At 64.5% G+C, this 25,785-nt stretch carries 25 protein-coding genes and 1 tRNA gene; 11 read left to right on the top strand and 15 right to left on the bottom strand.

Annotation, left to right across the window (positions count from 1 at the left end):
• Positions 1-92 precede the first annotated feature (92 nt).
• The gene (gene thiE / locus LDL32_RS13465; RefSeq protein WP_233067744.1) at positions 93-728 is read left to right on the top strand and encodes a thiamine phosphate synthase; all 636 of its coding nucleotides are present in this window, start codon (positions 93-95) and stop codon (positions 726-728) included.
• Positions 729-827: 99 nt separating this feature from the next.
• Here the strand turns inward: thiE and epmA are convergent, their stop codons facing one another.
• The gene (gene epmA, locus LDL32_RS13460) at positions 828-1,847 is read right to left on the bottom strand and encodes an EF-P lysine aminoacylase EpmA (protein ID WP_233067743.1); all 1,020 of its coding nucleotides are present in this window, start codon (positions 1,845-1,847) and stop codon (positions 828-830) included.
• A 51-nt stretch (positions 1,848-1,898) separates the two neighbouring features.
• On the opposite strand from epmA, the gene LDL32_RS13455 reads away from it, so the two are divergent.
• The 6 genes from LDL32_RS13455 to LDL32_RS13430 all read left to right on the top strand — a co-directional run bounded on the left by LDL32_RS13455 (position 1,899) and on the right by LDL32_RS13430 (position 7,497).
• A complete protein-coding gene (locus LDL32_RS13455; RefSeq protein WP_233068912.1) occupies positions 1,899-2,978 on the top strand; it encodes a lysine-2,3-aminomutase-like protein in 1,080 nt (359 codons plus the stop codon).
• 96 nt (positions 2,979-3,074) lie between these two features.
• Positions 3,075-3,641: an elongation factor P gene (gene efp / locus LDL32_RS13450; protein ID WP_233067741.1), complete on the top strand. Its 567-nt coding sequence runs from the start codon at positions 3,075-3,077 to the stop codon at positions 3,639-3,641.
• A gap of 106 nt (positions 3,642-3,747) precedes the next feature.
• Positions 3,748-4,569: an inositol monophosphatase family protein gene (locus tag LDL32_RS13445; RefSeq protein WP_233068910.1), complete on the top strand. Its 822-nt coding sequence runs from the start codon at positions 3,748-3,750 to the stop codon at positions 4,567-4,569.
• Positions 4,570-4,642: 73 nt separating this feature from the next.
• Positions 4,643-5,449 carry a hypothetical protein gene (locus LDL32_RS13440; RefSeq protein ID WP_233067739.1) on the top strand — a complete coding sequence of 269 codons (807 nt, stop codon included), beginning with the start codon at positions 4,643-4,645 and terminating at the stop codon, positions 5,447-5,449.
• Positions 5,450-5,461: 12 nt separating this feature from the next.
• Entirely contained in the window at positions 5,462-6,508 is a 1,047-nt protein-coding gene (locus LDL32_RS13435; protein ID WP_233067737.1) for a flagellar motor protein MotA, read from the top strand.
• A gap of 26 nt (positions 6,509-6,534) precedes the next feature.
• Positions 6,535-7,497: a peptidoglycan -binding protein gene (locus LDL32_RS13430; RefSeq protein ID WP_233067735.1), complete on the top strand. Its 963-nt coding sequence runs from the start codon at positions 6,535-6,537 to the stop codon at positions 7,495-7,497.
• Positions 7,498-7,676: 179 nt separating this feature from the next.
• Here LDL32_RS13430 and LDL32_RS13425 read toward each other — a convergent pair whose 3' ends face one another.
• The 3 genes from LDL32_RS13425 to LDL32_RS13415 all read right to left on the bottom strand — a co-directional run bounded on the left by LDL32_RS13425 (position 7,677) and on the right by LDL32_RS13415 (position 9,536).
• Positions 7,677-8,363, bottom strand: a complete 687-nt coding sequence (locus LDL32_RS13425) for a M48 family metallopeptidase (RefSeq protein ID WP_233067733.1) — start codon at positions 8,361-8,363, stop codon at positions 7,677-7,679.
• A 13-nt stretch (positions 8,364-8,376) separates the two neighbouring features.
• Positions 8,377-8,502, bottom strand: a complete 126-nt coding sequence (ykgO, locus tag LDL32_RS13420; RefSeq protein WP_003617324.1) for a type B 50S ribosomal protein L36 — start codon at positions 8,500-8,502, stop codon at positions 8,377-8,379.
• Positions 8,503-8,600: 98 nt separating this feature from the next.
• A complete protein-coding gene (locus tag LDL32_RS13415; protein ID WP_233067731.1) occupies positions 8,601-9,536 on the bottom strand; it encodes a hydrogen peroxide-inducible genes activator in 936 nt (311 codons plus the stop codon).
• A gap of 129 nt (positions 9,537-9,665) precedes the next feature.
• Here LDL32_RS13415 and LDL32_RS13410 point away from each other — a divergent pair, with 129 nt between their 5' ends.
• The 3 genes from LDL32_RS13410 to LDL32_RS13400 all read left to right on the top strand — a co-directional run bounded on the left by LDL32_RS13410 (position 9,666) and on the right by LDL32_RS13400 (position 11,099).
• Positions 9,666-10,208: a peroxiredoxin gene (locus LDL32_RS13410; protein WP_233067729.1), complete on the top strand. Its 543-nt coding sequence runs from the start codon at positions 9,666-9,668 to the stop codon at positions 10,206-10,208.
• Between the two features lie 150 nt (positions 10,209-10,358).
• The gene (locus LDL32_RS13405; protein ID WP_233067727.1) at positions 10,359-10,886 is read left to right on the top strand and encodes a carboxymuconolactone decarboxylase family protein; all 528 of its coding nucleotides are present in this window, start codon (positions 10,359-10,361) and stop codon (positions 10,884-10,886) included.
• 136 nt (positions 10,887-11,022) lie between these two features.
• Positions 11,023-11,099: transfer RNA gene (locus LDL32_RS13400), tRNA-Asp, on the top strand.
• 173 nt (positions 11,100-11,272) lie between these two features.
• Here LDL32_RS13400 and LDL32_RS13395 read toward each other — a convergent pair.
• The 11 genes from LDL32_RS13395 to tkt form a co-directional block, all read right to left on the bottom strand.
• Complete coding sequence (locus LDL32_RS13395; RefSeq protein ID WP_233067725.1) at positions 11,273-12,094, bottom strand: fructosamine kinase family protein; 822 nt, start codon at positions 12,092-12,094, stop codon at positions 11,273-11,275.
• Positions 12,091-12,564: a low molecular weight protein-tyrosine-phosphatase gene (locus LDL32_RS13390; protein ID WP_233067723.1), complete on the bottom strand. Its 474-nt coding sequence runs from the start codon at positions 12,562-12,564 to the stop codon at positions 12,091-12,093. Before LDL32_RS13390 ends, LDL32_RS13395 begins: the two co-directional genes overlap by 4 nt.
• Before the next feature lie 179 nt (positions 12,565-12,743).
• Positions 12,744-13,295, bottom strand: a complete 552-nt coding sequence (locus tag LDL32_RS13385) for a gluconokinase (protein WP_233067721.1) — start codon at positions 13,293-13,295, stop codon at positions 12,744-12,746.
• Entirely contained in the window at positions 13,292-13,996 is a 705-nt protein-coding gene (rpiA, locus tag LDL32_RS13380; protein WP_233067719.1) for a ribose-5-phosphate isomerase RpiA, read from the bottom strand. Before rpiA ends, LDL32_RS13385 begins: the two co-directional genes overlap by 4 nt.
• A gap of 96 nt (positions 13,997-14,092) precedes the next feature.
• Positions 14,093-14,842 carry a 6-phosphogluconolactonase gene (gene pgl, locus LDL32_RS13375; protein ID WP_233068908.1) on the bottom strand — a complete coding sequence of 250 codons (750 nt, stop codon included), beginning with the start codon at positions 14,840-14,842 and terminating at the stop codon, positions 14,093-14,095.
• Positions 14,835-15,665 carry a Cof-type HAD-IIB family hydrolase gene (locus tag LDL32_RS13370; RefSeq protein WP_233067717.1) on the bottom strand — a complete coding sequence of 277 codons (831 nt, stop codon included), beginning with the start codon at positions 15,663-15,665 and terminating at the stop codon, positions 14,835-14,837. Before LDL32_RS13370 ends, pgl begins: the two co-directional genes overlap by 8 nt.
• Positions 15,666-15,696: 31 nt before the next feature.
• Positions 15,697-16,533, bottom strand: a complete 837-nt coding sequence (locus LDL32_RS13365) for a Cof-type HAD-IIB family hydrolase (protein WP_370636702.1) — start codon at positions 16,531-16,533, stop codon at positions 15,697-15,699.
• Positions 16,530-18,059: a glucose-6-phosphate dehydrogenase gene (gene zwf / locus LDL32_RS13360; RefSeq protein ID WP_233067715.1), complete on the bottom strand. Its 1,530-nt coding sequence runs from the start codon at positions 18,057-18,059 to the stop codon at positions 16,530-16,532. Before zwf ends, LDL32_RS13365 begins: the two co-directional genes overlap by 4 nt.
• A 149-nt stretch (positions 18,060-18,208) precedes the next feature.
• Entirely contained in the window at positions 18,209-19,207 is a 999-nt protein-coding gene (gene gnd / locus LDL32_RS13355; protein ID WP_233067714.1) for a phosphogluconate dehydrogenase (NAD(+)-dependent, decarboxylating), read from the bottom strand.
• 120 nt (positions 19,208-19,327) lie between these two features.
• Positions 19,328-22,186, bottom strand: a complete 2,859-nt coding sequence (locus LDL32_RS13350; RefSeq protein ID WP_233067712.1) for a bifunctional transaldolase/phosoglucose isomerase — start codon at positions 22,184-22,186, stop codon at positions 19,328-19,330.
• A gap of 106 nt (positions 22,187-22,292) precedes the next feature.
• A complete protein-coding gene (gene tkt / locus LDL32_RS13345) occupies positions 22,293-24,404 on the bottom strand; it encodes a transketolase (protein WP_233067710.1) in 2,112 nt (703 codons plus the stop codon).
• Between the two features lie 361 nt (positions 24,405-24,765).
• Here tkt and LDL32_RS13340 point away from each other — a divergent pair, with 361 nt between their 5' ends.
• Positions 24,766-25,773 (top strand): MBL fold metallo-hydrolase, encoded by a 1,008-nt coding sequence (locus LDL32_RS13340; protein ID WP_233067708.1) that lies wholly within the window; start codon positions 24,766-24,768, stop codon positions 25,771-25,773.
• Positions 25,774-25,785 lie beyond the last annotated feature (12 nt).

Below are 25,785 nucleotides of genomic sequence, written 5' to 3'. Positions count from 1 at the left end.
CATTCTCATCAGGCCCTGTCATCATGCCCTGTCCGGACGCATGCGATGCGGGGCTGTTCGCCGCCCGCCTGGTGGCATAGGATCAGTGCGACATGACCGATTGCCAGCTTTACCTCATCACACCCGAATCGCTCGATCCCGCCGCCTTTGCGCCGCATCTGGCCGAAGCGCTGGATGCGGGGCCGGTTGCAGCCGTGCAGCTGCGCCTGAAAAACGTGCCGGATGATGCGATCCGCCACGCGGTGGACGTGCTCCAGCCCATTGCCCATGCCCGTAACGTGGCCTTCATTCTCAATGACCGCCCCGATCTTGCGGTAGCCTGCGGGTGCGATGGCGCGCATGTGGGCATGGAAGACGGGGACCCGGCCACCGCGCGGCGCATTCTGGGTGATGACCTGCAGCTGGGGGTCTCATGCTACGACAGCCGCGACATGGCGCTACGCGCGGGTGAGGCAGGGGCGGATTACGTGGCGTTCGGCGCGTTCTTCCCCTCCCCTTCGAAGGAAACGGAGGTCCGTGCCGATCCCGCGCTGCTGACATGGTGGAGCAGCATGATCGAACTGCCGGTCGTGGCCATTGGTGGCATCACACCCGGCAACTGCGGCACGCTGGTGCGGGCGGGGGCGGATTTCCTGTCGGTGATCAGCGCGGTCTGGTCCCACCCCGAGGGGCCGGGCGCGGGCGTGCGCGCCATGAACGCGGCCATTGCGGCGGCGGAAGACGCCTGAAGGCGCGTCCGGGCAGTAAAGGGAAGTTTCTGGCAAAGCGTTTTCAAGAAGCATCAGGGAACGCTGTCTTTTTGAAAAAAGCGGCCCCCGGCACTCCTGTCATCCTTCTCCCAGCCACTGCACATCGGCAATACGCCCGGTGCCCGCTGCCAGCATGACCAGCCGGTCAAACCCCAGGGCGATGCCCGCACATGGCGGCAGGCCATCAAGTGCGGCCAGAAAGGCTTCGTCCATGGGCCAGTCCAGACCCGCCTCATGCGGGTATGACGCCTGCCGTCGCGCCCGGTCGGCTATGAAGCGCTGGCGCTGCTCGGTGCTGTCGGTCAGTTCCTCGAACGCATTGGCAAGCTCGATCCCGCCCGCATACAGCTCGAAACGCAGCGCCACGCGCGGGTCGGCCGGATCACGCCGCGCCAGCGCCGCCTGGCTTGCGGGCCAGTGGGTCAGGAAGGTCGGGCACGTGCGGCCGATATGGGGCTCGACACGCGCCATCATCAGGCGGAAGAACAGGTCTTCCCACGTCTCGCCATGCCGCAGGGCGCAGCCCGCCGCACGGGCCAGCGCCGGGGCATCGTCCCCGGTCGCCAGAATGTCCACGCCGGCATAACGGTGGAAGGCATCGGCCACGCTCAGCCGCTCGAATGCCGGGGCAATGCCGATCATGTCCCCCCCCACCCTGACCACGGGCGGCAGCACGGCGCGCAGCAGGGCTTCCGTCTCGTCCATCAGGCTGGCCAGCGTGGCGCCGGGGCGGTACCATTCCAGCATGGTGAATTCATGCGCATGCAGCCTGCTGCCTTCCGCATTACGCCAGACCCGCGCAAGCTGGTATACGGGCAGGCCCGTCGCCGCCACGATGCGCTTCATGGCGAATTCCGGGCTGGTGTGCAGCCATAATGGCTGGCGGGCGCCGTCCACCGTTTCCCGCTCGGTGCGGAATACCTTCAAATGCACTTCCTCGCCCGGAGTCGGCACGGCACAGGGGGTTTCCACCTCCACATAGCCACGCGCGTCAAAAAACGCCCGTATGCCCCGCAGCACGAGATTGCGCCGCAGCAGGAACGGAAGACGGTCGGCAATGCGGGCCGGATCGCGATGACAGGGGACAGAATCGACCATGAGGCAGGATCTCCGGTTGCGGCAGGCAGGCCGGCACAGTACAGCCCCGGCATGACATCCGCGGTCAATCCCCCCCGTCCCCCATCCGCCACCGCGCCCCGCACGCTGCGCAGCGTGGCCGACCTGCTGGCGGCAGGGCTGATCACACCCACGCAGGTTCCGGCACTGGAGGACGTGGCCCGGCAGTACGCCACCGCCATCCCGCCTGCCTTTGCCGACCTGATCGGCACACCCGATGACCCGATCGGCCGGCAGGTCATACCCGATGGCGCCGAAATCCATGCGGATACGACGGAAGACCCCGACCCGATCGGCGATGATGCGCTCTCCCCCGTGCCGGGCATCGTGCACCGCTATGCCGACCGCGCGCTGCTCAAGCCGCTGCTGGTCTGTCCGCTCTACTGCCGCTTCTGCTTCCGCCGCGAACATGTCGGCCCCGGCGGGGGCGTGCTGGATGATGCGGCACTGACCCGCGCGCTGGACTGGCTGCGCACCCATACCGGCATTCATGAAGTCGTGATGACCGGTGGCGACCCGCTCATGCTTTCGCCCCGCCGCATGCGCGCCATCATCCAGGCGCTGGAGGGCATGGACCACATCCACACCATCCGCATCCATTCCCGCGTGCCGGTGGCCGACCCCGGGCGGCTGGATGAGGAAATGGCGGCGGCGCTCGAGACCACACGCTCCATGTGGCTTGTCGTACATGTCAACCATGCGCGCGAACTTACGCCGCAGGCATGCGCGGCGATACGGCGGGTGCAGGTCCGCGCCATTCCCGTGCTGGGCCAGTCCGTGCTGCTGCGCGGGGTGAATGACACTCCCGAAGCGCTCGAAGGCCTGCTGCGCGCCCAGGTAGCCGCCCGCATCCGCCCCTATTACCTGCACCAGCTTGACCCCGCCCCTGGCACCGCGCGCTTTCATGTCCCCATACGGGAGGGGCAGCGCCTGCTGGCCGGCCTGCGCGGGCGGGTGACGGGCATTGCGTGGCCGACCTACGTGCTGGATATTCCCGGTGGCCACGGCAAGGTACCGATCGCACCCGGGTACCTGCACGAAGGTTCCGACGGCACCCTGCATGCAACGGCGCCCGATGGCACAATCCACCGGCTTGCGCGTGAACGCGGGTAAAACGCGGGCGAAAAGACAGCCCCCAACCTTGCCCTTAGGCGCGCGGGGCGTTAGAAGCCGAACCGCCATACTTCCCACAACCATACAGGGACCACCATGAAGCAGCAGGCAAACCTGATCCGCGCCGGACAGGTTATTGAGCACGACGGCCGTCGCTGGACGGTCCTCAAGCAGCAGATCATCACCCCGGGCAAGGGCGGCGCGTTCATCCAGGTGGAGATGCGCGACCTCAAGACCGGCAACAAGACCAACGAGCGCTGGCGCACCGCCGACACCGTTGAACGCCTGATGACCGAGGAGAAGGAATACACCTACTCCTACATGGACGGCGACAACATCGTGCTGATGGACCCCGAGACGTTCGAACAGCTGCTGCTGCCGCTGGAACTGCTGGGTGACCAGGCGCCGTTCCTGCAGGACAACATGACCCTGATCCTGAACCTGGTGGAAGGCGACCCGGTTGGCGTCGTGCTGCCGGCGCAGGTCACGCTGGAAGTGGTCGAGGCGGATCCCGTGGTGAAGGGCCAGACGGCAAGCTCGTCCTACAAGCCCGCACGCCTGTCCAATGGCGTGAAGACCATGGTGCCCCCCTTCATCGAAGCGGGTGAGCGCATCGTGGTCCGCACCGAGGACAGCAGCTACGTCGAGCGCGCCAAGTCCTGACCGCAGCCGGCCGCCGGGGTGCCCGCACTCCGGCAGGGGCCGGTTTTCCATCCACCGAACACTTCTATCCCACCGCACGAACCAGACAGGACCGATCACCGTGGCAATGCGACTCTCTCCCCATATGACGGTGATGCAGAACGCTGCCCAGAAGGCCGCACGCCGTCTTCTGCGTGACTTCAATGAAGTCGAGCAGCTTCAGGTCAGCATCAAGGGCCCGGGCGATTTCGTGTCGCAGGCCGACCTGCGGGCCGAAACCGCCATCCGCGAGGAACTGGCCCGCGCGCGTCCCGGCTATGCCTTCCTGATGGAAGAAAGCGGCGCTTCCGGGAACGAGGGGTGGACATGGCGGTGGGTGGTCGACCCGCTGGATGGCACGAGCAACTTCCTGCATGGCATTCCGCACTGGGCCATTTCCATCGGCCTGCAGCGCCGCCTGCCCGATGGCACGATCGAGATCGTGGCGGGGCTGGTCTACAACCCCGCCGCCAACGAGATGTTCTGGGCGGAAAAGGGGGTTGGTGCGTTCCTCAACGACCGCCGCCTGCGCGTCTCGGGCCGCCGGTCGATGAACGAGGCGCTGTTCGCCACCGGCATCCCGTTTGCCAAGGTCTCGGCGCGCAACCGCCTGTCATTCGCCCGCACACTGGGCGCGCTCATGCCGCAGGTGGCCGGCATCCGCCGATTCGGTGCTGCCGCCCTTGACCTGGCATGGGTTGCGGCCGGTCGCTACGATGGCTACTGGGAACTGGGCATCAAGCCATGGGACTGCGCCGCCGGTATCCTGCTGGTGCGTGAGGCCGGGGGCTACGCCACCGACCCCGAGGGCGTTGACCTCAACGACCTTGGCGCCTCGATCGACACGGTGGCGGGCAACACGCACCTGCACGGCCACCTGCGCGAACTGGTCGCCAGCAGCATCGGCTGATGCCTGATGGCGCGCCCGGTCCGCTCTTTGCCGATTGCGCCGTCCCCCATCGCCCGGTAGCCTGCCGGTCACGATGCAGTACATAACCCTTTCCCTTTTCCGACGGGTCCTGCCCCAGGGCTTCCTGCGCGGGCTTGCCGTGCTGGGCGCCGTGGCCTGCGGCCTGCCTGGCCCCGGCATGGGCGCCCATGCACAGGTCACGACCAGCAAAGGCGCGCTTGACGCGCTGGGGCCGCCCAGGCGTCCGGCCCTGCTGCCCAGCGGGGGCAGCCTGTCCGCGTCACAGGGCGACAGCACGGCCGGTGGCGATACGGGGGAGAACACGAATCACGACATTCCCGGCAGCCACGCCCCGGCCACGGCCATTGCCTCACCCGCCGCCATAGCGTCGCTGCCCCCTGTCGCCGCCCAGCCCCCCGCGAACCCGGTACTGCGTCCGCCCGAACTGCATGTGCCCGCACACCCCTTTGCCCCCCCGCCTGAAGTAAAGGCCGACGCGCAGGCCCGCGGGCGGGCGGAAAAGCTGACCGGGGGCACGCGCCTGCACTTCGCGACACAGTCCGCCGACATGAACCCGCGCATGATCGCGGCACTGCAGACATTTGCCACGGTCATGCAGAAGCTGCCGGACCAGCACATCAACATCGTGGCCTATGGCGAGGGACGCCCCGATGATCCCTCGACACCACGGCGGGTTGCGCTGTCACGCGGACTGGCGGCCCGTTCGGTGCTGATCCATGCGGGAACGGCGCCCACGCGCATCTATGTGCGGGCTGTGGGCCTGCCGGGGGAAAATGCGCAGGGCGCCGGTGCGGATTGTGTTGACGTCACCCGTTCCGGTGTGGTGGCCTCGACATCCTCCACTCCACCCCCGCGTTAAGGAAATCCCTGCGTGACACGACCGACGACCTATCTAGTACGCGTCCTGCTTTTCCTTCTGGCCGTCGGGGCTGTCACAGCCCTGCTTTCTTCCACACTGTATCAGGCCTTCTGCAACAATCCGTGGCTGGACGGGCTGATTGTCGGCATCCTGCTGCTGGGCATTGTGTGGAACATCACCATGATCCTGCGCCTGATACCCGAAGTGCGCTGGGTCAACATCCTGCGCCACCCGCGCGAAGGACTGACCGCCCCGCCGCCGCCACGCCTGCTAGCCCCCATGGCGTCGATGCTGGCAACCCATGACAAGGGTCGCAGGCTGACCCTGTCCGCCCCGGTCATGCAGTCGCTGCTCGACAGCCTGTCCGCCCGGCTGGACGAGGGGCGTGAACTCTCGCGCTACCTGACGGGACTGCTGATTTTCCTGGGCCTGCTGGGCACGTTCTATGGCCTGCTGCTGACTGTGGGTTCCATTGCCGACGTGATCGGCAACATGACCGTGGGCAGCGGGGACACGAATGTCATGTTCGACCAGCTAAAGGCCGGGCTGGCGGGACCGCTGCATGGCATGGGCACCGCTTTTTCCGGTTCCATGTTCGGCCTGGCGGGCGCGCTTGTGCTGGGCTTCCTGGACCTTACGGCCGGGCAGGCGCAGACGCGCTTCTTCAATGAACTGGAGGAATGGCTGGCCACCATCACCCGCCTGTCCGCCGGCGGGCTGCAGGTGGGCGGCAATGACGCCACGATTCCGGCCTATGTGCAGGCGCTGCTGGAGCACACGGCCGAGAACATGGAAAAACTGCAGACCCTGCTGGCCCGCAGCGAGGAGACGCGCGCACAGGAACAGCGCCTGCTGACCGCGCTGAACGACCGCCTGGCCGCCCTGGCCGACAGCCGGGGGGAGGAACACCTGCAGGGCATCGAATCCCTGCTGGCGCGGCTGGTGCAGGAATCGGCCGCCGGGCGTGAACAGATGGCGACAGACATCCGCAATGACCTGCGCCTGCTTGCGCGCACCATTGCCGCAAGCGCCCCCGGAACGAACCACACCGCTTCCTGACCGCAGATCAACGCAAGGTTCACCCCATGGCGCGCCGCTCCCGTCGTTCTATCCGTTCCGAACTGAATGCGTGGCCTGGCTATGTTGATGCGCTGTCAACACTGCTTATGGTCATCATATTCGTCCTGCTTGTTTTCGTGCTGGGGCAGGCGTTCCTGTCGGTTGCGCTGAACAAGCGCCAGCAGGCGCTCGACCAGCTGGAACATGAAGTGGCCCGGCTGGGGCAGATGCTCTCGCTCGAACACAGCCATACAACCGCCCTGCAGGGCGAGGTGGCCAGCCTGCACAAGGCGCATGATGAGGATATGGCCACCGCCACCTCACTCACCGCCCAGCTCAACCAGCAGACCAGCGAGCGCGACAGCGCGCAGGCCCATGCCACGGCCCTTGATACACAGGTAGCCCAGCTCAATGACCAGCTGGCGGCACTTGCCGCCGCGCTGGAAGCAAGCCAGACCGCGGTGCGGGACCGTGACCGCCAGATCGGCAATCTGGGCATGCAGCTCAATGTCGCGCTGGCGAAAAAGGTGGAGCAACTGCAGCAGTACCGCTCCGAATTCTTCGGTCGCCTGCGCAGCGTGATGCAGGACCACAAGGGCGTGCAGATCGTGGGGGACCGCTTCGTGTTCCAGAGCGAGGTGCTGTTCCCGCCCGGCGGTGCCGACCTCTCACCCGAGGGTGTGCAGGAAATCAGGGTGCTGGCCAAGACGCTGCGGCAGGTCGCCGGGCAGATTCCGGCTGATGTGCCTTGGATCCTGCGCGTGGATGGCCATGCCGACCGCCAGCCCATCCACTCGGCCTTCCCCAGCAACTGGGAACTGTCATCAGCCCGCGCCATTACCGTGGTCAAGCTGCTGATTGCCGAGGGCATCGACCCGCACCATCTGGCCGCAACCGGCTTTTCTGATTACCAGCCGCTGGACAGGGGCACCACGCCGGAAGCCTTTGCCCGTAACCGGCGCATCGAATTCCGCCTGACGGATCGCTGACTCCGCTGGATCGGGCAGGGGACAACCCCCTGCCCGCCTGACATGCTACAGACCCGGAAAAGTTTCTGGTGAAGCTTTTTTCAAAACGCTTCAGAAGAACGCCGTCTTTTTGAAAAAAAGGCGGCACCCAGAAAATTTTACTATTTATCAATCATAAGAACGGGGATGAGCATTACCGCTCAGGTCGGCTGGCCAAAAGCCTTCAGGCGCAGTTGCTGCGTCTCATGGTCAGCATCGGGGATGGTGGGATCAAGCTGGATCACGTGCTGCCAGGCTTTCCAGGCTGCCTGCCAGTCGCCACGCTGTTCCTCGGTGTCCTCAAGGATCTTCCACGCCATCACATCGCGCCCGTCATGATGCAGGGCCACGCCCAGGTCAGCCACCGCTCCGTCGGGGTTGCGGGCGGCAAGACGCGCCTGCGCACGGTTGCGCCACAGCACTTCCACATCCGGCTGGAGCAGCAGGGCGTCATCCATGTCCTGCACGGCATCCAGCGGGCGCTGGGCGTCGAGATCATCCTGCGCGCGTCTGAGCAGCAGGCCGGTCGTGGGCGCCAGATCCTTCAGCCGCAGGGCCTCGATCCGGCCCAGCAGGTCGCGCGCCCCACGGGTTGTGGTGACATGGGCCATTTCGCTTTCCAGATCCGCCAGCGAAGGTTCGGCCGGGGTTTTATCCGCGTGATGCGCGGATGACCTGGATGCGGGACCTGCATGCCGGTCCACCCCATGGGCGGACGGGGTATCTGCCCGGGCCGGTGCCGCCAGGGCAAGCAGGATCGGGGGTACGCACGAAAAGCCACGCATGCAGGTTACAAAAAACCTGCCTGCGCGGCTCTGCCGTTGTCCAAAGATGAACCTGACGGTCAAGGCCGTCCGGCAATCAGCCCTGACGGGCCTTCATGCGCGGGTTCTTCTTGTTGATGACATAGACCTTGCCACGGCGACGGACCACACGGCAGTCCTTGTCCCGAACCTTGGCCGATTTCAGGCTGTTTCTGATTTTCATGATCCGACCCTCGACTAGCAGCGACATACTGCAAAAGAGGCGCCCGAATACCCCTGACAGCGCCCGGAGTCAACTCCGCTACCGGATTCCGCGCCGATTTACAGAAGGGAATTCGCCTGTGTGATCGAATCCGGCACAAAAAACGGGGCGATGGTATGAAAATCCGCCGTGCGCGGCGAACGCGGGCGCCATGCCAGACCGATGGTACGCCATGTCTGCGCGCCCGTCACGGGGCGGACCGCCAGATTCTGCCCATCCAGCAGCGGGGAATCGACCGCAAGCTGCGGCAGCAGGGCCAGCCCCATGCCCGCGGCCACCATTTCCACCATGGTATGCAGCGAGGTCACGGCGCATTCCGCCTCGTCCACCGGCGGGGTCCAGCCACGCACCTGCCGGCACATGGCCAGCGTCTGGTCACGCAGGCAATGACCATCTTCCAGCAAGATCATCCGTTCACGCACGATATTGCGCACCGGCACCACCGGCAGCTGCGCCAGCGGATGGTCGTGCGGCATGACCAGCATGAAGGGATCACGCCACAGCGGCAGGATCTCGTTATCCGCGCAGTCCCATGGCATGGCCAGCAGCACAAGGTCCAGCCGCCCCATGCCCAGCTTGGCCATGACGTTATGCGTCACGTCCTCGTTCAGGCAGAGGCGAAGCTGCGGGTAGGCCTGTGGCAGCCTGCGCACCAGCGATGACATGACAAACGGCCCGATGGTGGGAATGACGCCGATGCGCAGCAGACCGCTCATCGGCTCCCGCGAGGCCACGGCCACGTCCAGCACGCCCTGCAGGGCGGCAAGGGCGGTGCGCGCACGGATGATCACCTTGTCCCCCACCGGGGTGAACACGACCTTCTTGCCCACGTCACGATCCAGCAGCCTGACATCCATCTGCCGCTCAAGGGCCAGGATACCGGCCGAAAGCGTGGACTGTGTCACGGCACAGGCCCGCGCGGCACGCCCGAAATGACGCAGTTCGGCAAGGGTTACAAGATAGCGGAGCTGTTGGGCAGAGGGCATCGGAAGCATCGATAATTCCGATCATGCATATATAAATAATTCACTGGTATGATAGCATCATCACCGGCATAGATACAGGCTCCGGGGCGACGGCAAAGCCCGCCCCACCCAATGATCCCCAACAGGAGCCTACGCGATATGCTGACAATCGGTGACAAGTTTCCCGCCTTCAACCTGAGCGCCGTGCCCGGCGGCCCCGAAGGGCTGAAGGGCGAGTTCGTGCAGATCACGGACGAATCGGATGCGGGCAAGTGGAAGGTTGTGTTCTTCTGGCCGCTCGACTTCACCTTCGTCTGCCCGACCGAGATCGTGGCATTCGGCAAGCTGGCCGGTGAGTTCAAGGACCGTGACACCGTGGTGTACGGCGTGTCGATCGACAGCGCCTTCGTGCACCTGAACTGGCGCCTGCACCATGACGAACTGAAGAACCTCGAAATCCCGATGCTGTCCGACATCAAGCGCGAGCTGATCGAAAGCTGTGGCGTCATGTCGCAGCAGGCCGGTGCGGCTTACCGCGCGACCTTCGTTGTCGACCCGCAGGGCATCATCCGCCATGTCAGCGTCAATGACCTGTCGGTTGGCCGCAACCCGCAGGAAATCCTGCGTATCCTGGACGGCCTGCAGAGCGATGAGCTGTGCCCGTGCAACTGGAACAAGGGCGACGACTTCATCAAGGCATGAAGACCCGGTGCGTGTGCGCCTGCACGGGGCTGATGCCCGTGCAGGGCGCATGCGCGCCACATCAGGCCCACACCACCCGCACACCGCCCTTTCCTGCCCGCACGGCCACGTAATGGGGCAGGCACAGGCCCCAGCCTACGGACACATTCCATGTCGATCGATTCCATCAAGGCCGCGCTGCCGGACTACGCCAAGGACCTGAAGCTCAACCTCGGCTCGCTTGCCAATGACATCGTGCTTACGCCACAGCAGCTGGGCGGCACGTTCATCGCCTGCGCCATCGCGGCGCGCAACCCGGCCGTAACCCATGCCCTGACAGCCGAATACGGCCCCCGCCTGACCCCCGGGGCACTGGAAGCGGCGCGGGCGGCGGCGGCCATCATGGGCATGAACAATGTCTATTACCGTTTCGTGCACCTTGTGGGCGGCGATTATGCCAAACTGCCCGCCCGCCTGCGGATGAACATCATCAACAACCCCGGCGTGGACAAGGTGGATTTCGAGCTGTGGGCCATGGCGGTTTCCGCCATCAACGGCTGCGGGCTGTGCATGGAAAGCCATGAACGCCAGCTGCGCGCGGCGGGCCTGACCACCGAGCATGTGCAGACGGCGGTGCGCATTGCCGCCACCGTCAGCGCCATTGCCGTGACGCTGGATGGCGTGGAACTGCCTGCCTGACCCCGCCCCACCACTGGAAAAACGCCATGAACTTCACTGTCGTGGCGTTTTTTTTTGCCTGCCCTGTTGCCATGTCGGGGGCAGCCTGTTATTTGCCCTTTCACCGAACGGTTGCAGCCTCAGGGCGGCAGCGGATGCGGGTGTAGCTCAGTTGGTTAGAGCGCCGGCCTGTCACGCCGGAGGCCGCGGGTTCGAGCCCCGTCACTCGCGCCATTTTATGGCATGGCTTCAATAAAGCCCCTCCCTACAAGAAATACCAAAAATCAGAAAAAAGTTCTTGGTGAAGCTTTTCCCAGTAAAGCTTCAAGAAACGCCGCACTTTCTGAAAAAAGGCGGCACCCGAAAATCTTTGTGATTGCGGCCCTGCCATACAGTCGCGCGATACCTTACCCCACGCCCGCACCATCAAGGCAATGCGCCACAAGGGGCCGGTAGGTCGCGCCAAACAGCCGCAGGTGCACCAGCGCAATCCAGAGCCGGTAGATGGCAAACCGTGCCTCGTATCCCGCCTCCAGCGGCCCATGGGCCATGAAGAAGGCGGCGGCGGGCCGATCGAACACCCCGGCTGTGGCAAGATCCACCTCCGCATGACCATAATGGCAGCAGGGGTCGATCAGCCCGGTCACCCGCCGGGCCGAGACCAGCACGTTCCCGCCCCACAGGTCACCATGCAGCAGGCTGGGCGCGGGTGTGGCGGGCAGCAGATCCGGCAGGCGGTGCATGAGCCGCTCAAGCTGATGGGCAAGATCAATGTTCACATGCGCCAGGTGCACGCCAATACGATGCTCGGCCCAGAAGCGGGGCCATGTGTCCGTCCACGCATTCGTCACTGGCAGCGTGCCCAGCGCGTAATCCGTGCCCCAGCCATAACGGGTTGCCCCTTCTGGCGGCCTGCCGGTATGCACCTGCGCCAGTACGCGCCCCAGATCACCCCAGCAGGGGGCAAGCGGGCCATCGGCGGGCAGGTATTGCAGCACCAGCGCGTCCCCATCCACCGCCAGCACCTCGGGCACCGGCGCGCCGGTCTGGCCCAGCGTGCGCAGCATGGTGGCCTCCGCCATCGGATCGGGGCCATTCTTGACCACGACCCGGCGCCCGTCATTGAGATAGACCAGCAGTGTCTGCGCCAGATCACCACCCTGCAGCGGGTGCCAGTTCCAGAGCTGCCCACCCAGCAGGGCGGCCCCATGCCGGGCAAGACGGGTCACGTCCCGCCCTTCAGCATGGCCACAAGGGCTTCGGCCCCGGCCGTAACGTCCCGCCACGTGGTGTCAAACCCGCTGGCATCACCATAATACGGATCAGCCACGGCATGGCCCTGCCTGCCGGGCACATGGTCCAGCAGCAGGGACAGGCGCGCGTGACTGCCCGCAGGCCGCATGGCGCGCAGGTGAGCCAGATTGGCGTGATCCAGCGCCACGATATGAGTAAAGCGTTCAAAATCCGCAGGGCGCACCACGCGTGCGCGGTAGCGGCTGATATCCATGCCATGGCGCAGGGCAACCGCACAGGCGCGCCGGTCCGGCGCGGAACCGGCATGCCAGTTGCCCGTACCGGCCGAATCAACCACCACATCCATCCCCGCCCGCCGGGCCGCATCACGGAATGCGGCTTCCGCAAGTGGGGAGCGGCAGATATTGCCCATGCAGACGAACAGTACGGCGGGAGAGCGGGTCATCAGTTCCTTGCCCGGCTGGTCAGTGTCAGAATGCTGCCCACGAAATCTCCCGCACATCATAAGGACGTTTTCTGGTGAAGCCTTTTTTCAAAAAGCTTCACGGCACGCCGCCTTTTTGAAAAAGCGACGGCCAGAAACTTTTCTCATCCTTTATCAATGGATTGCCTTGGAATAATCCGTCAGCGTTCCGGGAATTTCTCTTTCAGCAGGCCCAGGGTCTCGGCAATCAGTTCGGCAGGCGTTGCTTCCAGATGCACCACGACCGGATGCTCATCGGGTGTGGGCGGCTCCAGCGTTGCAAGCTGGCTGGGCAGCAGGCTGGCGGGCATGTAATGCCCCCGCCTGCGCTGCAGGCGGTCATGCAGCGTATCCTCGGGTATTTCCAGATAGACGAATACAATACCGGTCGCCCCATCCCCGCGCAGCAGGTCGCGATAGGAGCGTTTGAGCGCCGAACAGGTCAGGATACCCCCCTGCCCCGACCGGACGCGCTCCAGCAGCCATTCATGGCAGCTTTCCAGCCATGGCAGGCGGTCGGCATCGGTCAGGGGAATGCCCGCCGCCATTTTTTCCACATTGGCGCGCGGGTGCAGGAGGTCGCCTTCCTGATAAGGCCAGCCCAGCAGGTTGTGCAGCCCTACCGCCAGGGTCGTCTTGCCGCAGCCCGACACCCCCATGATGACCAGGACCAGCGGCCGGACGCCCTGATCCTGCAATGCCCTGCCCGTCATGCCGCGTGCAGCCTCTGCAGGCCATCGGCGGTGGCCACGATCACTTCGGACGTGCGGCCAATGAACAGGCCGGTCTCGATCACGCCCACGATCTGCCCGAGCTGGCGCTGCAGGGCGCACGAATCGGCAATCTCGCCAAAATGGCAATCAAGGATCATGTTCCCCCCATCGGTCACGAATACATTGCCGCTGCGGTCCAGCCGCTGGGTCACTTTCGCACCCAGCGCCTCAAGCTGGCGCATGGTGGAGGTCCAGCCGAAATTGGCGACTTCCACCGGCACGGGTACCTTCGCCCCCAGCCGGTCCACCAGCTTGCTGTCATCCACCACCACCACGAACCGGCGTGAAGCGGCGGCCACGATCTTCTCCCGGAACAGCGCGCCGCCCAGTCCCTTGATCAGGTTCAGCGTCCCGCGCTCCACTTCATCCGCGCCGTCGATATCAAGGTCGATCTGCGGGTGGGTGGCGAACGTCACCAGCCTGATCCCGTGCGAGCGCGCCTGCTCGGCCGAGCGCTCGGATGTGGGAATGGCGCAGAACCGTAGCCCTTCAGCCCAGCGGCGGCCAAGTTCCTCGATCATGAAGGCGGATGTGCTGCCCGAACCAAGGCCGACCACCATGCCGTCCTTCACCATGTCGGCGGCCTCGATCGCGGCCTTGCGTTTCAGTTCTGCCCTGGGGTCCGTATTCTGGGTGGACATGCGCTGTTTCCTCTTCTGCGGGGCATCCCTGCCGTGGGTGCCCCGTCGTTCTTATTGGCCGTGATGCATCTGCGGGGCCAGGTCCGTCAAACGCACTTATTGCCCCGCCGCCGCCTTGTCCATAAGCCAGATGAGTTCGCCTTCGGTCGTGATGTGGCTGGCGGGTTCCGCCGGGTCGCCGGCACGCACCTTTGCAAAGGCTTCGCGCTTGCCGGCACCCGCCAGCATGAACACCACGTGGCGGCTGGAATGGATGGCGGGATAGGTCAGCGTGATGCGGGTATGGGGCGCGTCATCGGGCACGCAGGTCGAGACCCACAGCTTCTTTTCCTGCAGCACCGGCTGGCGTGGAAAGAGCGAGGCGGTATGCCCGTTATCCCCCAGCCCCAGCATCACCACGTCAAACAGCGGCCGGCCGGGTTGCAGCACCCTGCCGCCATATACCTTCTCCAGTTCCGCCTGGTATTGCGCCGCCGCCTGCGCCGGGTCGCCCGATGTGGGCATGGGGTGCACGTTGGCGGGCGGCACCTTTACATGTGCCAGCATTTCGGTCTCGACCATGTTGTAGTTGCTGGCCGTATCACTCTCCGGCACGAAACGTTCATCGCCAAAGAAGAACTGCGTGTCCGCCCATGGAAAACGGTCACGGTATTCAGCAGATGCAAGAATCTGGTACAGCCGCTTTGGCGTGGACCCGCCCGAAAGCGCGATCACGAACGGGCCGCCCTTTTTCGCCAGCGCCTGTTCCGTCAGCCACTTCGCCATGTGCTGCGCAATGGCCTCGGAATCGGGCAGGACCACCATCGCGCCCGTTTTCACATCATGTCCACCTGTCATGTCATGCATCCCCCAGCACGAATTTCTCGATTCCATTGGCGAATCCTTCCTCCTCGCACGATGTCGAGACATGGGTCGCCTGCTTCTGCACCTCGGGGCTGGCCTGCCCCATGGCGATGGACATGCCGCTCTTGCGGAACATCAGCACGTCATTGGGCTGGTCGCCCAGTGTCACCATCTGGCTGGCGGGAATGCCCAGCAGGCGTTCGAGCGCCATCACCACGCCGCCCTTGTTGGCGTCCCTGTTGGTCACGTCCACATAGTACGGCTGCGACAGCGCGGCCGACGCCGTATCGCCCAGCGCCTGCTGGAGATCATGCTCGAGCCGCTTCATGAGATCGAGATCGTCGCTGACGCCGGTGATCTTGACCACCTGGTCCAGCTTTGCCTCCACATCGCCCACCACGGGCGGGAACTTGACCGTCCACTGTTCGCGCGCGACATGGGGCGCATCGACTCTGGAGACGATCCAGTCATTGCCATCATAGACCCACGGGTCGGCCTTGTGGTCACGGATGATGCCGATCACCCTGCGTGCCGTGTCGGCCGGAAGCGTGCGGGCCTCGATCACGGTAAAATCGGGCCGGACCATCATGCCGCCGTTGAAGCCCGCGATCGGCTCCGAGATTTTCAGCGGGTCGATCACCATCTTCATGCCCTTGGGTGGCCGGCCGCTGGTAATGGTGAACAGGATGCCCCGTTCGCGCAGGCGTTCGACGGCGCGGATCGCGCGTGGTGTCAGGATCTTGTCCTTCGTGACCAGTGTGCCATCCACATCGGCCAGTACCAGCCTGATCTGGCTGGCCGGGGTCCCGGCAGCGTCCTGGGGCATGTTCAACTCTCCCTTCTGTGCCGCACGATCATCAGGTGCGGGGCAGTACAAAACTTTCCATCGCGAAGGCCCATCCATCGTCGGTATTGGGCTTCGTCACGAAGCGGGCATGGGCCTTCACGTTGTCGGGGGCATTGCCCATGGCAATGCTGACCCCGGCTTCCTTCAGCATGGGAATATCGTTGTTCATATCCCCGATACATGCCGTATCCCGGATATCAGTATCGAGCAGATGCGCCAGTTCTTTTGCCGCATAGCCCTTGTTCGCCCGAGGGTGCGTGATATCAAGGTAAATGGGTGACGAACGGTGTACGCTCGCCTGCCCCCCCAGCAGGTTCGCAAGGTCGCGCTCCACCCCCGGCAGGGCGGCAGGATCGGATGCGACACCCATGATCTTGCCCACATCGGTGTAATGCCCGGCAAAGTCATCCACCTGTACAGGCGTGGTCTGCACCACTTCGCGTTCATGAGCGACCTGCGGCGTGTCCGCCCGGCGCACCAGCCAGTCATGGCCGATGAACAGCCACGGTTCCACCCCGTGGGCGATCAGGAATTCCACAGCCGTGCGCACAGCCTGCGCATCAAGCGACAGCCGCTCACGGATCGTGCCATCGGGATCACAGATCAGGCCGCCATTCAGCCCGGCGATGGGGGTTTCGATCCGCAATGCCCTGACATACTGCATCATGCCACGCGGGGCGCGGCTGCTGACAAGGCTGAGGCGGATGCCCGCCGCCCGCAGGTCATCCGCCGCCCTGTGCGCCGCGGCCGTGATTTCACGCGCGGGCGTGATCAGGGTGCCATCGATATCGGACACGACAAGGCGCACGCGGCCTGCGGGGGAAACGGGTGGGGTCATGGGCATCATCCGATCTTGAGCCAGTGGCGGTGGTCACGTGCAAGCAGGGCATCGGCGGCTTCAGGCCCCTCGCTGCCCGCGGCGTAAAAGGCAAGGCTGCGGGCATCCTGCCCCCAGTCCAGAACCGGCTGGACGGCGCGCCACCCGGCTTCGATATTGTCGGCGCGCTGGAACAGCGTGGCATCACCGATCATGCAGTCATAGATCAGGGTCTCGTAGCCGGTGCTGGGACCTTCGCTGAACCATTCGGCATAGTCGAACTTCATGCGCACGCCCCCCAGCCTGACTGCGGGGCCGGGCACCTTGGCAGAAAACTGCAGCGTCACCCCTTCGGTCGGCTGGATATGGATGACCATGATGTTGGGGGTCAGCCTGTCCACCGGCGTATCGCGGAACAGGGCGTAGGGTGCTGACTTGAAATGGATCGCAATCTCGGTCTTGCGCGCGGCCAGGCGCTTGCCCGTGCGCACGTAGAACGGCACCCCGGCCCAGCGCCAGTTATCGATGCGGAACTTCATGGCCATGTAGGTCTCGGTCAGGGAATGGGGGTCGACCCCCGGTTCCTGCCGGTAGCCCGGCACGTCCCTGCCGCCCACAACGCCGGGCGCATACTGCCCGCGCACCACATCGGGCGGCGAGAGGGGATGGATCGCATCCAGCACCTTTGTCTTCTCGTTGCGCACGGCATCGGCCTCGAACGAGATCGGGGCCTCCATCGCGGTCATGGCCAGAAGCTGCATGACGTGGTTGGGCACCATGTCGCGCAGGGCGCCGGTACTTTCGTAAAACCGGGCGCGCTGTTCCACACCCACCGTCTCGGCTGCGGTGATCTGCACGTGGTCGATGTTCTGGCGGTTCCACAGCGGCTCGAAAAATCCGTTGGAGAAGCGCAGCGCCATGATGTTCTGCACCGTCTCCTTGCCCAGGTAATGGTCGATCCGGTAGATCTGGCTTTCGTCAAGCGTGCGCAGCAGGCGCATGTTCAGCGCGACGGCCGAGGGCAGGTCATTGCCGAAGGGCTTTTCCACGATCACGCGGCGGAAGGTATGCCGCCCTTCGCGCACCAGCCCTGCCTCCCCCAGCCGGTCGACAATGGGGCCAAAGAAACGGGCGGCGACGGCAAGATAGAAGATGCAGTTCTGCTCCCCCACCATGGCGGCGACGTCACCGTAGGTCTGCGGGGTTTCGAAGTCACCGCGCACGTAGCGGATGCGGGGCTTCATCCATTCCCACACATCCTCACGCAGGGGGACGGCATCTGCCCGGCGGCGGGCGGCAAAATCTTCCAGCGCCTCGCGCACGTTCTGGCGCAGCTGTTCATCGCCCAGCTCGGCGCGGTCAACCGCTATGATGCCAAAGCCGTCATCAAGCAGGTCGGCGCAGGCAAGGTTGTAGATGGCGGGAAGCAGCAGGCGGCGCGTCAGGTCCCCTCCACCACCAAAGATGACAAATGAGCCGGCGGGGCTGCGCCGGGGGGTGTAATCCGGCCCGCCGTCGCCAACCTGCGATACCGCCGAGGCAATGATGTTTTCCATGGTACTGCCATTCCTGAACTGTTTCCGCTCGTCTCCCTCCGCCGGCTGTTCCGGTTGCAGTCATTAAGCGCTGTCATTTCATCCAGGAACAGCCAGGGTCCCTATGCGTAGCACCCTGATGGCCCGGCCGGTACCGACCGGGCGGCAGGTCAGTTATTCGTACCCTCGATGTGACCGCCAAAGCCGAACCGCATGGCGGACAGCATCTTCTCGGCAAAGTTGTTGCCCGTGCGCGAACGGAAGCGCGTGAACAGCGATGCGGTGATGACGGGCACCGGCACCGCTTCCTCGATCGCAGCCTCGATCGTCCAGCGGCCCTCGCCCGAATCGGCCACGTCGCCCTTGTAGTTCGACAGGTCCGGGTTGCCCGCCAGCGCGCTGGCCGACAGGTCCAGCAGCCACGAGGACACCACGCTGCCCCGGCGCCAGACTTCGGCAATGTCCGCCATGTTCAGGTCGAAGCGCTGGTTTTCTGGCAGTTCGCTGGAGTTCTTGGACTTCATCACGTCAAAGCCTTCGGCGAAGGCCTGCATGATGCCGTATTCGATGCCGTTATGGACCATCTTCACGAAATGGCCGGAACCGGCAGGGCCACAATGCAGGTAGCCCTGTTCGGCACGCGGGTCGAAGCCGGGTCTGTCACGGTTCGGGGTGCGCGGAATATCGCCAACCCCCGGGGCAAGGGCGGAGAGGATCGGGTCGATGTGGTCGGTGGCGTCGTTCGTGCCGCCGTACATCATGCAGTAGCCACGCTCCAGTCCCCACACGCCGCCGGATGTGCCGACATCGACATAATCGATGCCCTTCTTCACCAGTTCGGCCGCGCGGCGGATGTCATCCTTGTAGAAGGAATTGCCACCATCGATGATGATGTCCCCCTTGCCCATGAGGCCACCGAGTTCCTGTACCGCCTGTTCCGTCACTTCACCTGCGGGCAGCATGAGCCAGATGACCTTCCGGCCCGAAAGCCTGCCCACCATGTCCGCAAGGCCGGTGGCGGGCGTGCACCGGCCACCATCCGCCTGCCCGCATACCTTTGCGGTAACGGCGGGGTCACGGTCATAGGCCACTACGTCATGGCCATGACGGGTCAGGCGGACTGAAATGTTGCCGCCCATCTTGCCAAGGCCAACAATACCGATCTGCATGATTGAATACTCCTGAAGAGGGGATGGATTACAGGCCTATCGCCTGCGCGCCCTTTTCCCAATGACCACAATCAAGAAACCCGCCCCCCTGGTGGAGAGGCGGGTCCCGATAATCGCGGGTCAGACCGCGTGGGCCATATCCTGCCCCAGTTTTTCAAGGCCTGCCCTGAGGTCACCATGGATATGCACCCGCAGCACGCGGCGGCCACGTTCGGCCAGAACTTCCATGTCGCCACGCGCCTGGGCTTCCTTCACGATGCTGAAGGTATATTTCTCACCCGGCACCGGCAGGTTCACCTCGTCATCGCAGGTGATCTGCACGAACACGCCCGTGTCCGGCCCGCCCTTGTAGGCCTGACCGGTGGAATGCTGGAAACGCGGGCCGAATTCGGCCGCCGTGGCCAGCTTCAGCCCGTCGCGCAGCGCCAGCCGCGCCTTCTGGATCCATTCGCGCGTCCAGGTATCCCGGTCGATATAGGCCAGAAGGGCCACGTAGTCGCCTGCCCTGCCCCGGGCGAAATGCGCCTTGAGGATCGCTTCCGCCGTGGTGGCCCCACCCAGCGCCTGCGCGTTTTTCGGGTCGGCGTAGAAGGCGAACGGACCGTCCTTGGCAAAGGGTTCGTACGGCGGCAGCTTTCCGGTCTCGTTATAGGCGGTGGTGATCTTCTTGGTCTCGATCTTCGAGGCCTCGACATCGGGCTGGTCGAACGGGTTGATCCCGATTATCGCACCCGCGACCGCCGTCGCGAATTCCCAGCGAAAGAACTCCTCAAGCACCTGGCGGCGCTCGTGCAGTTCGATGGTGACCACCGGCTCACCCGCTTCGGCCAGTGCGGCAAACGCCGCGTCCTGCTTCGGGCAGGGATCTTCAGCCAGGCGCAGATAGGTAAAGACGCGGTCCCTGCCGTACACGCTGTTCTTGCCGATGGTCTCGTCATCGATGGGGATCAGGCCACGGCCTTCCTTGCCGGTTGATTCGGCAATGAGCTGCTCAAGCCACGCACCCATGTCGTAAATGCCGGGCGAGGCGATGATGGTCACCTTGTCACGCCCGAAATCGCGCGCGGCCACACCCAGCACCGTGCCCAGCACCGCGCCGGGGTTCTGCGCGGGCGGGACGGAAGCGGCACAGGACTTTTCGCCACGCTGGGCGGATTCCAGCAAAAGCTTCAGCGGCAGGCCGGCCACGGCGGCCGGGATCATCCCGAAATCGGACAGCACGGAATAGCGGCCACCGATCTGCTTTTCACCGTAGAATATCTTCCAGAACCCGTCCTTCTTCGCCACGTCTTCCATGTGCGAGCCGGGATCGGTCACGGTGATGAAATGCGAACCCGCCTTGTCCCCCAGCACCTTTTTCGCCTGATCGAAGAAATAGGCCTTGAGGATGTTCGGCTCCAGCGTGCCGCCCGACTTGGAGGAGACGATGAACAGCGTCCTGCCGATGTCGATCTTCTTCTCGAAATCGCGCACCTGCTGCGGGTCGGTGCTGTCGAGCACGTACAGGTGCGGGAAGCCTTCATGCTTGCCAAATGTCTGCGCCAGCACTTCGGGCCCAAGGCTGGAACCACCCATGCCCAGCAGCAGCGCGTCCTTGAAGCCGCGCGCCTTCACTTCCGCCTGGAAATCCTCGAACTTGGACAGGGCGGCGACCTGGTCATCGGTAATGTCCAGCCATTTCAGCCAGCTGGCCTCGTCCTTGCCGGTCCACAGCGTGGCGTCCTTCTGCCACAGGCGGCGGATATTGCCCTTCCTGCGCCATTCTTCCAGCTCGGCATCGACCGCCTTGTGCAGGTCGGCAGGCAGCTTGAGCGCGGTGGAGGTCATCTTTTTGCCAAGGAACGCCGCCTGCTTGGCCGCGACCGAACCCAGCAGGTCATCAAACGCATCGGCAAAGGAGGCAACGCCTTCATCAACCAGCACCTTTGTTACGCCATCAAGGTCAAGGCCGAGGCTCTTTGCCTCTTCCAGCACCTTTTTCGCCCCTGCCACATCCTGGGTCAGGGTCTCGGCCACCTTGCCGTGGTCACGGAAGGCATCGAAGGTCGCGGGCGGGATGGTGTTGACCGTCTCGGGGCCGATCAGCCCGTCCACGTACACCACGTCGCTGAAGGTCTTGTCCTTGGTGCCGGTGCTGGCCCACAGCAGGCGCTGGGGGAGGGCGCCCGCATCGGCCAGCTTCTTCCAGCGCGGGGAGGCGGTGACCTCCTTCCAGTATTCATAGGCCATCTTGGCATTGGCAATCGCGACCTTGCCGCGCAGCGCCTTGAGGCGATCGGCATCCCTGTCACCCGCGGCCACGCGGCGGTCGATTTCCTTATCGATCTTCACATCGATGCGGCTGACGAAGAAGGAGGCGACGGAGGCGATTTCCTTAACGCTCTCACCACGGGCCAGACGGTCCTCCAGCCCGGTGATGTAGGCTTCGAGCACCTTCTTGTAGGCCTCGTTCGAGAACAGCAGCGTCACGTTGACACTCAACCCCGCAGCAATGGCGGCGCGCACCGCTGGCACGCCTTCTTCCGTGCCGGGAATCTTGATCATGAGGTTGCGGGCATCTACCGCCTTCCACAGGCGCAGCGCCTCGTGCAGCGTACCCTTGGTGTCGCGCGCCAGATAGGGAGAAACCTCCAGGCTGACATACCCGTCCAGGCCCTTCGTCTGTTCATAGACGGGGTAGAGCACCTTTGCCGCGGCACGGATGTCATCAATGGCCAGCAGTTCATACAGCGCGCCGGCGTCCAGCACCTGATGCTCCAGCACGGAATGGATCTGGGCGTCGTAATCCGTGCCCTGCCCCATGGCTTTCTGGAAAATGGCGGGGTTGGAGGTCACACCCTTCAGGCCATCTTCTTCCACCAGCTTCTTCAGGCTTCCGTTTTCGGTATAGGAACGCTGGATGAAGTCCAGCCAGGGGGACTGACCATACCGGGCCAGTTCCTTTAACGGATTTTCTCCACCTGTTTCTCGCACGCTCATTCCTGTGCTTCCTTTTCTTGCCGGTAGGCACGGCAATCCGTGCCGCCAGCGCTTCCTTTGCCTTGAAACAAGGCAGGCAGGGAATGACCCCTGCCTGCCTGTATCCTTATTTCCCTGCCTGCCTGCGGGCCGCGGCCACCACGGCGTCAACCGTAAAGCCGAATTTGACTTCCAGCTCTCCTGCCGGGGCGGAGGCACCAAAGCCGTGCATCACGATCGTCTCGCCCGCAAGGCCGGTATAGCGGTCCCAGCCCAGCTGGGCGGCCTGCTCCACCGCCACGCGCGCGGTGACATCGGGCGGGAGCACGCTGTCGCGGTAGGATCTGGGCTGGGCCTCGAACAGATCCCATGACGGCATGGACACAAGACGTACGTTCATCCCATCCGCCTTAAGCTTTTCCGCCGCCTTGATGATCAGCCCTACTTCGCTACCCGTCGCCATAAGGATGACATCGGGACGCCCCTCGCCATCTGCAAGGACATAGGCCCCTTTTGCCAGACCCGTGGCAGGCGCATAGGTCTTGCGGCAGATGGTGGGCAGGTTCTGCCGGCTCAGCGCCAGCACGCTGGGGCGGTCGGTCAGCTGGATCAGGGTGCGCCAGGCTTCCGACACCTCATTGGCATCGGCGGGGCGGATCAGCGTAACCCCCGGTGTGGCACGCAGCTGGGCCAGTTGCTCGATGGGCTGGTGGGTCGGCCCGTCCTCACCCACACCGATCGAATCGTGGGTGAAGATATAGGTCACCGGCAGCTTCATCAGCGCGGACAGGCGGATGGGCGGCTTCATGTAATCGGAGAAGATCAGGAAGCCCGAGCAGTAGGCCCGCAGCCCGTAAAGCGCCATGCCGTTGCTGATCGAACCCATGGCATGCTCACGCACGCCAAAATGCAGGTTGCGCCCGCCATAGGTGCCATTCCACTGCGGCGGCTGGAAGTCACCCGCGCCATCAAATGTCAGATGTGTCTTGGTGGAAGGCGACAGGTCGGCGGAACCACCCAGCATCCACGGGTAGTTCTTCGCAATCTCGTTGAGCACCTTGCCCGAGCTTGCGCGTGAGGCAATGCCCTTCGCATCCGCATCGAATACCGGAATGCCGCTGTCCCAGCCATCGGGCAGGGTGCCGGCAAAGATATGGTCAAGCTGCGCGGCCTCGGCCGGGTATCTGGCGCGATAGGCCGCAAACAGTTCATTCCATGCCTTGCTGGCGGCTGCGCCACGGGTTGCGATGCCCGCCTGGAAGTGCTCCGGCACGCCTTCGGGCACATAGAAGCTTTTGTCTTCGGGCCAGCCATAGAACTTCTTGGTCTCGCGGATTTCCTCGACACCCAGGGGCGAGCCATGTGCTTCGGCCGTACCGGCAAGGTGCGGCGCGCCCCAGCCGATGATGGAGTGGACAATGATCAGCGTGGGGCGCGAGGTCTCGGCCTTCGCCTCGGCCAGCAGGCGGCGCATGTCACCGGTGTCGTTGGCGTCCTTCAGTTCAAGGACATGCCAGCCATAGGCCTCGAAGCGCCTGTGCACGCTTTCGGTAAAGGCGATGTGGGTCGAGCCCTCGATGGAAATCTGGTTGCTGTCATAGATCCATGTCAGGTTGCCAAGCTTCAGGTGGCCCGCGATGGAGGCCGCCTCGCTGGCGACACCTTCCATGTTGTCGCCATCACCGCACAGGGCATAGACGTGGTGGTCGAACAGCCTGAAGCCATCGCGGTTGTAGTGTTCGGCCAGCCATTTCTCGGCAATGGCCATGCCGACCGAGTTGCCGCAGCCCTGGCCCAGCGGGCCGGTCGTGGTCTCGACACCTGCCGTGTGGTGATATTCCGGATGGCCGGGGGTGAGCGAGTCCAGCTGGCGGAACTGCTCCAGGTCTTCCAGCGTGAGTGCCGGGCGGTCATTGCTCACGCCACCGGGGCGCACGTCGCGGATGCCGGCCAGGTGGATCAGCGAATACAGCAGCATGGACGCATGCCCGATCGAGAGCACGAAGCGGTCCCGGTTGGGCCAGAGCGGATTGGCGGGGTCATAATCCAGCACGTCGCGCCACAGCGTATAGGCAACGGGGGCGAGCGCCATGGCGGTGCCGGGGTGGCCGGAATTCGCTTTCTGCACGGCATCCATGGACAGCGTGCGGATCGTGTTGATGCACAGCGTATCGATATTGGTGGGCATGCCGCCACCTCCTTCAGGTGCCATCGGGAGAGAGGTAAACAGGGAACGCATAGGATCCGGCCTCCTTACAGCCATGGTTGTTGCCCCGGTCGGGCCGGGCCAGCGGGCGCGAGCGGGCAACCTTCGTGTTATTCTTTTTATGCCGCCTGTCCGCGGGCCCTGGGCGCAAGGACAGGTCGCTTTCCACGGCACGCACTTTCTCACGACCTTCGGGACGGAACAAGCCATCTCATCAAGCCGTTATGCGCGCCCTTGCCCGTGTCGTGCCATCATGGCCCATACAGGATGTACCAGCGCGCGGTCGGACCCCCGGTTGCACGTGCCTGCGGGACAGGACGGAATCAATCCGGCATGGTCCCGCCCCTTCCCTTGCCTGTTACGCCAGGACACGCTGACAGATGGAGACCCGCACATGCCGCTGCTACCCGCCAGTGACCATACCGATGGCACCCGCTTCTTCAATCCGCCCGCCATCTGCCCCGAGGGGCTGCCGCCGGGGCGCATGCGGCCACTGGCGATCCTGAAATGGCAGTGGAACCGCCCCCCTTCCGACTGGCCGCAATGGATTGAAGACCCCACCCCCGCCGGTGACCCGCATGCCCTGCCAGCACCGGGCACGGTGGCAATAACGTTCATCGGGCACAGCACGTTCCTGATCCGTATTCCCCGCCCCGATGGCACCGCCGCGACCATCCTGACCGACCCGGTCTTCTCGCAACGCTGCTCACCCCTTTCCTTCATCGGGCCGAAGCGGGTGCGGGCACCGGGGCGGCGGCTGGCCGACCTGCCACGGGTGGATATCGTGCTGGTATCCCATGCGCATTACGACCACATGGACCTGCCCTCCCTGCGTGGGCTGGCCAGGCGGGGGGATGACCCGCTGGTGGTGACACCGCTTGGAAACGCCCGCTTCATGCGCGCGACCGGGCTCAGGCGCATCATGGAACTCGACTGGTGGCAGGGGGTGGACACGGCGGGCGTACGCGTTACCTGCACCCCCGCGCGCCATGGCGCGGCACGCACGCCCCTTGACCGCAATACAAGCCTGTGGGGCGGCTTCATGCTGCGCGACGCGGCGGGACGCCAGGTGTTCTTTGCGGGCGATACCGCCGCCGGCCGCCACTGGGGGCTGATCCACGACCGGCTGGGTGCACCGGGCGTGGCGCTGCTGCCCATCGGGGCCTATGCGCCGCGCGCGCTCATGGCCCGCGTGCACGCAACGCCCGAGGAAGCGGTATCCGGCCTGCGCCAGCTTGGGGCGAAACGGGGCATCGGCATGCATTTCGGCACCTTCCGCCTGACGGATGAACCGATCGGCGAACCCGTCGCACGCATGCGCGCGGCAGTCCGTGCGCAGGGGCTGGCGCCGGATGCCATGGACGTGCTGCACCATGGCGAATGCCGGACACTGGCATGGTGACATCATGATGAT

Source organism: Komagataeibacter sp. FNDCF1 (assembly GCF_021295335.1).
GTDB lineage: Bacteria > Pseudomonadota > Alphaproteobacteria > Acetobacterales > Acetobacteraceae > Komagataeibacter.
The sequence above is the reverse complement of the archived record's forward strand: the minus strand, read 5'-3'. Positions and strand labels throughout refer to the sequence as shown.